The sequence below is a fragment of the Micromonospora sp. NPDC049799 genome, from assembly GCF_040656655.1.
GTDB lineage: Bacteria > Actinomycetota > Actinomycetes > Mycobacteriales > Micromonosporaceae > Micromonospora.
In genome coordinates, this window is record NZ_JBFAMU010000196.1 from 1 (window position 1) to 8,925 (window position 8,925).

10 protein-coding genes and 1 pseudogene are annotated in these 8,925 nt (G+C 71.8%); 6 read left to right on the forward strand and 5 right to left on the reverse strand.

All coding sequences use genetic code 11. The features are described from left to right. Both AB0I76_RS16305 and AB0I76_RS16310 read right to left on the reverse strand, forming a co-directional pair. Nucleotides 1-482: pseudogene (locus AB0I76_RS16305) on the reverse strand (ATP-binding protein); the annotation flags it as partial. A gap of 139 nt (nt 483-621) precedes the next feature. Beyond that, nucleotides 622-1,011: a VOC family protein gene (locus AB0I76_RS16310; RefSeq protein WP_357035461.1), complete on the reverse strand. Its 390-nt coding sequence runs from the start codon at nt 1,009-1,011 to the stop codon at nt 622-624. A 289-nt stretch (nt 1,012-1,300) separates the two neighbouring features. On the opposite strand from AB0I76_RS16310, the gene AB0I76_RS16315 reads away from it, so the two are divergent. Continuing rightward, on the forward strand, nt 1,301-1,774 hold the full coding sequence (locus AB0I76_RS16315) for a GNAT family N-acetyltransferase (protein ID WP_357035463.1): 474 nt from the start codon (nt 1,301-1,303) through the stop codon (nt 1,772-1,774). Here AB0I76_RS16315 and AB0I76_RS16320 read toward each other — a convergent pair. Together AB0I76_RS16320 and AB0I76_RS16325 are read right to left on the reverse strand one after the other, a co-directional pair. Continuing rightward, entirely contained in the window at nt 1,761-3,098 is a 1,338-nt protein-coding gene (locus AB0I76_RS16320) for an MFS transporter (protein ID WP_357035466.1), read from the reverse strand. The two genes, AB0I76_RS16315 and AB0I76_RS16320, sit on opposite strands and share 14 nt — an antisense overlap. After that, nucleotides 3,095-3,703 carry a helix-turn-helix domain-containing protein gene (locus tag AB0I76_RS16325; protein WP_357035469.1) on the reverse strand — a complete coding sequence of 203 codons (609 nt, stop codon included), beginning with the start codon at nt 3,701-3,703 and terminating at the stop codon, nt 3,095-3,097. The genes AB0I76_RS16320 and AB0I76_RS16325 overlap by 4 nt, the downstream gene beginning before the upstream one ends. A 65-nt stretch (nt 3,704-3,768) precedes the next feature. Between AB0I76_RS16325 and AB0I76_RS16330 the strand changes: the two genes are divergently transcribed. From AB0I76_RS16330 to AB0I76_RS16340, 3 genes are all read left to right on the forward strand, one after another. Continuing rightward, complete coding sequence (locus AB0I76_RS16330; RefSeq protein WP_357035472.1) at nt 3,769-4,407, forward strand: LysE family translocator; 639 nt, start codon at nt 3,769-3,771, stop codon at nt 4,405-4,407. Between the two features lie 106 nt (nt 4,408-4,513). Continuing rightward, nucleotides 4,514-5,056: a sigma-70 family RNA polymerase sigma factor gene (locus tag AB0I76_RS16335; RefSeq protein WP_357035475.1), complete on the forward strand. Its 543-nt coding sequence runs from the start codon at nt 4,514-4,516 to the stop codon at nt 5,054-5,056. After that, a complete protein-coding gene (locus AB0I76_RS16340) occupies nt 5,043-6,278 on the forward strand; it encodes a sialidase family protein (protein WP_357035478.1) in 1,236 nt (411 codons plus the stop codon). The genes AB0I76_RS16335 and AB0I76_RS16340 overlap by 14 nt, the downstream gene beginning before the upstream one ends. 44 nt (nt 6,279-6,322) lie before the next feature. Here AB0I76_RS16340 and AB0I76_RS16345 read toward each other — a convergent pair whose 3' ends face one another. Continuing rightward, nucleotides 6,323-6,949, reverse strand: a complete 627-nt coding sequence (locus AB0I76_RS16345) for a histidine phosphatase family protein (RefSeq protein WP_357035481.1) — start codon at nt 6,947-6,949, stop codon at nt 6,323-6,325. 75 nt (nt 6,950-7,024) lie between these two features. Between AB0I76_RS16345 and AB0I76_RS16350 the strand changes: the two genes are divergently transcribed. Both AB0I76_RS16350 and AB0I76_RS16355 read left to right on the forward strand, forming a co-directional pair. After that, complete coding sequence (locus AB0I76_RS16350; RefSeq protein WP_357035484.1) at nt 7,025-7,465, forward strand: hypothetical protein; 441 nt, start codon at nt 7,025-7,027, stop codon at nt 7,463-7,465. Between the two features lie 25 nt (nt 7,466-7,490). Further along, the gene (locus tag AB0I76_RS16355; protein WP_357035487.1) at nt 7,491-7,655 is read left to right on the forward strand and encodes a hypothetical protein; all 165 of its coding nucleotides are present in this window, start codon (nt 7,491-7,493) and stop codon (nt 7,653-7,655) included. Nucleotides 7,656-8,925 lie beyond the last annotated feature (1,270 nt).

Sequence of the window (8,925 nt, forward strand, 5' to 3'; positions counted from 1 at the left end):
GTCGCCTCGCCCCGGGCGCCGGCGCCCCCCGCGCCGACGGCGTACGCGCCGGTGACCAGCAGGCCCGCCGGCACCGACCAGCGCACCGGCGTGGTGGCCTGCGCGTTGATCACCGTGGTGCTGGCCAGGACGGCGATCCAGCTCCCCTCGCCGGGCAGCACCTCGGGCGCCACCAGCACCGGGATCGCCAGGCAGGTGGCGGTGGTGAGGACGACGTCACCGGCTGCCAGCGGACCGGAGATGCCGTGCCGGAGGGCGCGGGCCGCGTACCAGACCGACCAGACGGTCAACGCCGTGACGGCCGGCACCAGCACCGCCGGCGCGACCGGTGGCGTCCACACCGACAGGGCCACCACCGCACCGACCAGCCCGCAGGAGAGCCGGAGCAGCGCCGGCAGCGTGGTGAAGATGAGGGTGAAGGCACCGCCCGCCGGGGTGTCCAACGTGGCGTGCGCCGGGATGGAGGCGGAAACGGCCGGCATCGAAGGGGACGTCCTTAGGCGAAACGACCCGCTCGGGGGTCCACGCGGCAAATCGACGCCGGAGAATAACACGAACAGTGCAGGATGATCACGTACGGTGCGTGCGTTGTCGCCGATCCGTCAGGTGCCCCTCCGTCGGTCAGCCCCGGGGCTGGATCAGGTCCCACCGGTTGCCGTACAGGTCCTCGAAGACCGCTACCGACCCGTACGCCTCGTGGCGCGGCTCCTCGACGAACCGCACCCCGGCCGCGCTCATCCGCGCGTGGTCACGGGCGAAGTCGTCGGTGTTCAGGAACAGGCCGACCCGGCCACCGGTCTGGTCGCCGACACGTTCGTGCTGCTCCGGGGTGGACGCGCGGGCGAGCAGCAACGCCGTCTCCCGGGCACCGGCGGGCCGGACCACCACCCAGCGCGAACCGTCCGGTCGGGGCGTGTCCTCCACCAGGTCGAAGCCGACCCGGTCGACGTAGAAGGAGATCGCCTCGTCGTAATCGCGCACCACCAGTGCGACCAGTCCCAGATGTGCCACCCGGCCATTGTGCCCGTCCCGGCGGGTACCTGGTGCCGCCCGCCCCGTTGGACGATGCAGAGGTCACGGACGTGAGGGCGGTCGCGGCGGCCAAGGTCGACTCGGTTTCATTGAAGTCGGGGTATCCCGAGCGCTCCGACAACCCGACTTCAGTGAAGCCGAGTGGATTAAGGTCCGTCCGGAACCCCTAGACGGCTGCGGTAGGTTCGAGGAGCCCGATCCGGGGCGGCGGCACCAGTCCGCCACCCTCCTGGCCCGCCGGGGCGACAGCGACGGCTAGGGTGCCGGCATGTCGATCTCGCCGCGCCTGGAGACGATCACCCCCGGCAACGTGGAGGACGCGTGCCGGCTGCGCGTCCGACCCGAGCAGGAACGGTTCGTGACGCCGGTCGCGGAGTCGCTCGCCGAGGCGTACGCCTGGGGTCCGGTGGCCTGGCCGCGCCTCGTGGTGGACGGTGACCTGGTCGTGGGTTTTCTCATGGCCTTCCTCGACATCGAGTGGGCGCCGGACCGGCCGGACGACATCCGCTCCGGGCTGTGGCGGCTGAACATCTCCGCCGACGAGCAGGGCCGTGGGTACGGCCGGTTCGCGGTAGAGGCCGTCTGCGCCGAGGTGCGCCGCCGGGGACGCGACCGCGCGTTCACCACGTGGGAGGCGGGGGAGGACGGGCCGGAGGAGTTCTACCTGCGGTTGGGGTTCCGTCCGACCGGGGAGACCAGCGGCGGCCAGATCGTCGGCGTGCGGTCGCTCACCGTGGGGTGAGTGACGACGGGGGCGGGTCGTCCGCGCTGCTCCGCGCGGACGCGGCCTGATCGGGCGCCGCGTCGTCGATCGTGGCGATGTGCCGCACCGGGGAGGCGACCAGCCAGAGCGCGGCCAGCATCCCGCCCACGCCGGCCACGACCAGGGTGGGCCGCAGCCCGAGGACCGTGCCGAGCGCGCCGCCGACCAGCGCACCCACCGGGCGTACGCCGTAGTTGATCGCGGCGTACGCGCCGGCCCGCCGGCCCCGGGCGTCGTCCGGGGTGACCCGGGCGAGGAGGGCGTTGAGGTTGACGTCCATGAGCATCACACCGATGCCGGAGAGCAGCCCCGCGCCCGCCAGCAGCGTCACCTTCGCCCAGGTCGGGCCCGCGGCCAGGGCCGTCAGCGCGATCGGCGCGGGGAACAGGGCCGCTCCGACGATCGCGGTACGGCCCACACCGATCGCGCGGGAGACCCGGGGCGCCAGCGCCGCGCCCGCCAGTGCCCCGACCGCACCGACGCCGAGGACGAGACCGATGGTGCCGGCGGACAGGCGCAGCTCGCGGCTCGCGTACAGGACCGACAGCGCGCTGGCCATCATCGTGAAGAAGTTGACGGTGGTGGTGCAGCCGAGCGCCGCGCGCAGCACCGGGTGCCGCAGGACGAGCCGGAATCCGTCGCGCACCAGCGCCAGAGTGGACGACCGGGTCGGCGGAGGCGCGACCTCGGTGACCCGGATCCGCCCTACGAGCAGCGCGGACACCAGGAACGACACCGCGTCGACGAGGACCGCCACCGGGGCGGTCAGCGCCTGCACGAGCGCGCCGCCGACCGCGGGACCGGCGACGGACGAGCCGGCCCGGCTCAGGCTCAACCGGCTCGTCGCGGCCAGGTAGGCCGACGGCGGCACGAGGGCCACGAAGAACGACGGGTGCGCCAGGCCGGCCAGCACCGCACCGGCCCCGGTGAGGAGCGCGACGACCCAGAGGTGGGTCAGGGTGACGGCGTCGAGCAGGTACGCCACCGGCAGGCTGAGCAGCACGCCGGCCCGGACCAGGTCGGCGACGACGAGCAGGCGACGCTTGTGGGTACGGCGGTCCACCCACGCGCCGACGACCATCCCGAGCAGGTACGGCGCCCAGATCAGCGCGGTCAGCACGCTCACCTGCCGGGGCGTCGCCGCCAGCACGGTGACCGCGATCAGCGGCAGGGCCAGCTCGGTGACGCGGTCGCCGACCTGCGAGACCGACTCGGCGATCCAGAACGTCCGGAAGCGCCGGTTGCCCCGGAGCCCCTCGGCCGGCGCCGCAACGGTGGCGGTCGTGGCGGTGGTGGCGCTCATGCCTCTGCCGGCTTGTCGGTCCCGTCGGTCCCGTCCGCCTCGGGCAGGACGTAGCGGAGGATCCGTACGCCACGGGCGTCCGCCGGCGCGTCCCGTTCCGTCCGCCGGACGTACGGGGCGAGGATCTTCTCGACCGCGTCCTCGATCTCCCGCAGCTCGTCGGCGGACACCCTGACGCGGGTGTTCGTCGTCCGGGCGAGCCGCCGCCACCCGGTGTCCAGGCGGGGCTCGTCGTCCATCAGCCACCGCTGGGGCAGCTCGGCGTACCGGGCGAGCATCTCCCCGCCCAGCTGCCGGGCCGCGCTCTGCCCCTCGGGGTCGTCCGGCAGGTTGAAGCGGAAACCCCGTGCCGCCGCCTGCCACCAGCGCTCCCGCTTGCTGGTCGCTCCGTCCCAGTCCTTGACTAGGCCGAACGACGCCAGGTGCCGCAGGTGCCAGCTCAGCACCGACGGCGTGGCACCCACGTGCGGGGAGAGCTGGGTCGCGGTGGCCGGCCCGTGCCGTTGGAGGTGCTCCAGGATCGCCAGTCGCACCGGATGGGCGAGGGCCCGGAGGGCCTGGGGATCGGTGATCTCGAAGTCCCCGTACGGATTAGTGAGAGACATCTTTCGAAAGTACCCTTTCACGTCCGGTCTGTCATCCTCCTCGGTACGCGGCTAGCCTCGGCGTCATGACCTCGGTGTCCCACCTGCTGGCATTCGCCGGCCTCATCCTGCTCGGCGCGATGTCGCCGGGACCGGACTTCGCGATGGTGGTCCGGCGCTCCGCGATCTCGGGCCGTACGCACGGGATGGCCGCGGCGGCCGGGATCGCCGCGGGAGTGTCCGCATGGGCGCTCGCGGCGGCCCTCGGCGTCGCGGCCCTGTTCGAGGTGGCTCCCGTGGCGTTCACCGTGGTCCGGGTGGTCGGCGCTGGTTACCTGGTCTTCCTCGGAGTGGGCGCACTGCGCGCGGCCCGCCGTCCCGGTGGCCCCGAGTCCCTGCCCCTCTCGGGTGCCGGCCGTGCCGACGGGCTGTGGGTTCCCTTCCGTGAGGGCCTGCTGTGCAACGTGCTGAACCCCAAGGTGGCGGTCTTCTTCGTCGCACTGCTCCCACAGTTCTTCCCCGCCGACGCCGGTCTGACCGACGGCCTCGCCCTGTCGGCCGTGGCGGTCGTCGTCACCGCCGCCTGGTTCGTCACCGTGGCGAACCTGGTGGCGGCGTTCCGCCGGGTGCTGGCCCGACCAGCCGTACGACGTGCCGTCGACGCCCTGACCGGGACCGTCCTCATCGGCCTCGGCGTCCGGCTGGCCCTCACCACCGCCCGCTAGACGAGGCACGCGTCGGGCGCGCTGCCGCTCGCCGGCATCTTCCGGCCGCCGCGGCGGAACCTTTCCCACCGCTCGTGAGTGGAAGTGGTGGAGAAGGGAGGTGACGGTGTCCGACGGTGATCTGATCTCCGAGGTGTACGCGGGCTGCTTCCGGCGGCTGGTCGTGCAGGTCTACGCGGTGAGCGGGGACCTGCACGAGGCGCAGGAGGCGGTCCAGGAGGCCTTCACCAGGGCGCTTGCCTCGCCCCGGCGATTCGCCCAGCTGGACAACCCGGAGGCGTGGCTGCGGCGGGTGGCGGTGAACGTCGCCCGCAGCCGGCACCGTCGGCGTCGAGTGCTGGACCGGCTGCTGCGCCGGATCGGCCCGCCGCCCGCCGTCGCCGACCGCTCGCCGGAGCACCTCGCCCTGCTGGCCGCACTGCGGGGTCTGCCCGAGGGGCAGCGGCACGCCCTGGCCCTGCACTACCTGGTCGACCTGCCGGTGGACGAGGTCGCCGCCACCCTCGGCGTCTCGGCCGGAACCGTCAAGTCCCGGCTCTCGCGCGGCCGGCAGGCCCTCGCGGCGCTGCTCGCCGACTCTCCGACGACCGTCGCCGACTCTCCGACGACCGACCGCACGAGCACCGGGAGGATCGATGTCCGATCATGAGTTCCGCGGCTTCGACGTCGACACGATCAGCGAGGCCGTCCGGCAGCCGCCCCTCGACGACCTGTGGTCGGCGGTCCGGGCACGCCGTCGGCGTCGTACCGGCGGGGTGGCGCTGGCCCTCGTGCTGGTCTTCGCCGGCATGGCGACCCTGCCCCTGGCTTCCGGCACGCACGGGGTCGACTGGTCAGACCCGACGCCGGCGCCGTCCCAGCAGGAACATGCCGCCCATCTCTTCATGACCGGTCCGGAATCCGGCGTCGGAGTCGCGGACCACGGTTGCGCGCTGTACTTCACCCACACCTCGGACAGTGGGCGGACCTGGTCGGACTGGGCGGCGGGCCGCTACCGGTCCGCGGCCTGCCCGCCCGGCGCCACCGATCCCGTGGGCTACCACGTGGAGTTCTCCGTCCTCGGGGAGCGCTCCTACCTGGTCCAGGACGGCGACCTGTTCCGGCTCTCCACCGACCACGGTCGGACCTGGCAGGACGCGGGCAAGGCGATCGTGCCGGTGCCCGCCTTCCCGGCGAACTCCCAGGTCGCCTTCTGCCAAGGCTGTGGAGCGATGAAGCAGGTACTCGCCGTCGACCCGTCCACCGGGACGGTGTACCGGCTCAGCGGCGAGCCGCCCTCGCCCTACCCACCGTTCAGCGTCTACCCCAGCGCGGACGGCACGATCTGGGCGACCCACTGGCCGGGTGACCCCAACGTCATGGTCGTCGCCCGAAGTGTCGACCGGGGTGCCACCTGGAACACCTGGCGGCCGGCGAAGGACACGAACGTGATCGCGGTGGTCGGGGTCAGCGTCACGGAGGCGTACCTGCTGATCGAGCCCCCGCCGCCGCCCGGCGCCCAGCCGATGGAGGTCGAGGGACCGTCCCAACTGCTGCACACCACCGACGGCGGAGCGACATGGACGGACGTGGGCACCGACCTTCCCGCGGCGCCGTTCCACCGATCGATCACCCTCGGCGCGGACGGTTCCCTGCTGGTCCCCGAGGATGGGCACATGCGGCCCGACGCCATCTCGTTCCTGCGGGTGAGCCGGGACGGGGGCCGGCACTTCGTCACGGAGCGCGAGTACGACCGCAAGGACGGAGGGGTGGGGGTCGCTCCCGGCTACGCCTGGCTCTACGGGCGGGACGACATGTCGGCGGTGGGCGCGGACCACGTGCTGCTGACCCGGGACGGCGTGTCCTGGACCCGGTTCGCTCTGCCCGGATGAGTTCGAAGGCCGGCGCGGCCGGATGTCGCTCCGCCCTCGCCGGCTCAGTCGACCGCGCTGAAGCGTCGCAGTGTCCAGCGCGGCGGCGGCCACCCGGTCGGATCGCCCTCGGTGGTCCACTCGGTGATCGAGGCGGGTGCGACGGCCAGGTCGAACGCCCGGAACAGCGGCTGCGCGGCCAGGGCGTGGAACGAGCTCTCGACCGTCTCGTTGTGCCCCACCAGCACCACCGTGCCGCCCCGGTGCCGGTGCGCGATGTCCATGATCGCGCGACCGGTGCGGACCACCAGCTCCGACCAGCTCTCGTTGCCCTCCTCGAACGGCCGGAACACCCCACCGCCGTGCACCGCCTGGTCGCGCTGGAACCGGCTCGTGGGCAGCCCGTCGGCGTCCGGCGGGACGTGCCAGGTACACAGTCCGCAGTGCTCCACCGGTCGGACGCCCAGCGTCGCGGCGATGAGGTGCGCGGTCTCCACGGCGCGGCGCAGCGTCGAGGAGTAGACCGCGACGGGGCCAGTGCCGGCGAGGTCGTCACCGAGTGCGTCGGCAAGGCGTTGCACCTGCCGGTGCCCGGTGTCGGTCAGCCCTCGGCAGCCCCGTGGGCCGCCCACGGTGCCGTCGACGTGGTGTACCGATTCGCCGTGGCGGACGAAGATCAGCCGGGTGCCCATCCCGCCATCATCGTCGAGCGCCGGACCGACCTCTACCCGTGCCGGCGACTTGCGCGACTCGACCATGGTTGTCACATGACCCCGCCGCAACCCCGGTACGAGCCGATCATGGCGCCACCCGCCGCCCCTGGGAGTTGGCGTGTCTGGCTTTTCGCGCTGGCCGGTGCCCTGCTCGTGGGTCTTGGCCTGTTCACCCTCGGCAAGGCGACCTACATCGACGCCCACGGAGTCACCGGTCGGGCGGAGGTGATGGCGTCGACGGGCGGGCGCACCGCCTTCGTACGCGTACGGCTCGCATCGGGACGGGAGACGAATCTCTGGGCGTGGACAGGAACTCCGGCACCCGGCACGACGATCGAGGTCGTCCATGTCGAGGAGCGGAACTGGACCAGGGACGCCCGCGTGTTCGCGCCGGCCTGGAAGCTCTGGCTCGACTTCGGTCTGGGAATCGGGTTCCTCGCCGGAGCTCAGGTCGAACGTGTCCGCCTTGCCCGGCGCAAGTCCCGATCGGACTGAAGATGGTGCTTGCTACGGTCCCTGCATGGGCTCGTCCAAGCGCTCGCCGTACGTCGCAACGATCAACGGTGATGTCTTTCGCTGTGTGGTCTGCCAGGGCGGCCTCTTCACCAGTCGCACCATCAAGCTGATTACCGGCGCCATGGAGTTCCTCGACTGGCCTGGGCCAACAGGTCATCCCTCGGCCTGATCTGCACGAACTGCGGATACGTACACGAGTTCCTCGGTGATGCTGTGCAGTTGTGGGACTCGGAGTCGGCCGTCGGCGGCTGACCACGCCTCGCCCTTCCGTCCGCCGCCGGCCTGCGGGCCGTCGCCAGTCCTGCTCGTCTCGGGTGCCTCGCCCGGTGGGAGTGGGAAGCCGCTGACCTGCGGTGAGGATGGCGCGCCCGGCAGGATTCGAACCTGCGGCCTTGGGATTAGAAGAAGATCGCGGATGACTGGTCAGGCCATCGCGCCCCTGCTCAGCCTGTCCTTGGGTGTCGGGTGTCGTCGGCCACTGCCGCTCTCCCTGGCTGTATGGATGGCTGTACGACCGGCCGGCGCTCACCGTCTGATCCGTAGATTCCCAAGACCATGTCAAGGCCGTCCGATGCCGTCCGCCTGGTCCTGGTCCTCAAGCGCTCGGCAACTCCATCGGTCCCGTACCGTCCCGTCCAGTCCGCCCCGGTGGCTCCCACGCGTGGCTCCCAGACCGCCAGCATGGGAATTGTCGATCTAGCCGACTTGGCTGCTAGCGCCAGACGAAGATCAGGCAGGCCCAAGAGGCCGTCAAGGTGATAAAACCCGCTGCGTTCAGCGCTACTGCGACCGGATGCGGCACCGGCGGCACCGATGGAAACATCGCTGACGCTCCCAGGACGATAGTGCCACCTATCAGAGCGAGGGAGCTGCCTCTGCGCAACGGCAGCGGTGCGAGACCCTGCTGGTCAAGGAACCACGGGATGCGCCGCGTGACGATTATTCCGATGCCTAGAGCTATGGCAGCGATGCCGAAAAGCACAAAGACCAACACGACGGCGGCACCGGGGGATTCTGACGAGGTGAGCACGGCGCGATCTTCACACGCCTGAATTCCAGTGGCTACCCCGACTGCGCGGCGAGATTGGCGTTGCCCCCAACCGGTACCTGACCCCCTGGCATTCTCCCGCCCTGCGGGTGACAGCGGGGTCAACGGCATGCTGGCTTCAGCGGATCTCCTCGTCGGGCAGTCGCCAGACCGTCCAGCCTCCCCGAACGGGGGCTAGGTGGAGCGCCCTACCGGACGAACGACCTGGTCCCCGTTCGGGGAGGCTGGTAGCCCTTGTGGTGCCCGGCGAGGTGATCCGCGGCGGCATCTCTGAGGAGGGCCGGGGTTCGGGGCGGAGCCCCGAGGTCTTCTGATCGTGTCGTCCGTCAGTGTGGCCGGCCGGCCCGGCCGATGCCGGCCGGAGGTCGCCAGCAGGCCGGGGCCGGGCCGG